The sequence below is a fragment of the Rhizobium sp. BR 317 genome (assembly GCF_047445835.1).
Lineage (GTDB): Bacteria > Pseudomonadota > Alphaproteobacteria > Rhizobiales > Rhizobiaceae > Rhizobium > Rhizobium paranaense.
In genome coordinates, this window is sequence record NZ_JARWLB010000215.1 from 1 (window position 1) to 572 (window position 572).

1 pseudogene is annotated in these 572 nt (G+C 66.0%); it reads left to right on the forward strand.

The features are described 5' to 3' along the window. A pseudogene (locus QD357_RS32870) lies at positions 1-572 on the forward strand (NAD(P)(+) transhydrogenase (Re/Si-specific) subunit alpha); the annotation flags it as partial.

Below are 572 nucleotides of genomic sequence, written 5' to 3' on the forward strand. Positions count from 1 at the left end.
CTGTCGTCGATGGCCAACGTTGCCGGTTACCGGGCGGTGATCGAGGCGGGCAGCAATTTCGGGCGGTTCTTCACGGGCCAGGTGACGGCGGCAGGCAAGGTGCCGCCGGCCAAGGTGCTGGTGATCGGCGCCGGCGTCGCCGGCCTGGCCGCGATCGGCACGGCGACGTCGCTCGGCGCGATCACCTATGCGTTCGACGTGCGGCCTGAGGTGGCCGAGCAGATCGAGAGCATGGGGGCTGAGTTCGTCTATCTCGATTTTGCCCACAGTCAGGGTGGCGGTCAGCAGGATGGTGCTGCGACCGGCGGTTATGCCGCCCCGTCCTCGCCGGAATTCCGCGAGAAGCAGTTGGCGAAGTTCCGTGAACTGGCGCCTGAGATCGACATCGTCATCACCACGGCGCTGATCCCCGGCCGCGATGCGCCCAAACTGTGGCTCGAAGACATGGTCGCGGCGATGAAGCCGGGCTCCGTCGTCGTCGACCTTGCGGCCKAACGCGGCGGCAATTGCKACCTGACGGTGCCCGACCAAAAGATCGTCTCGCCGAATGGTGTGACCATTGTCGGCTATAC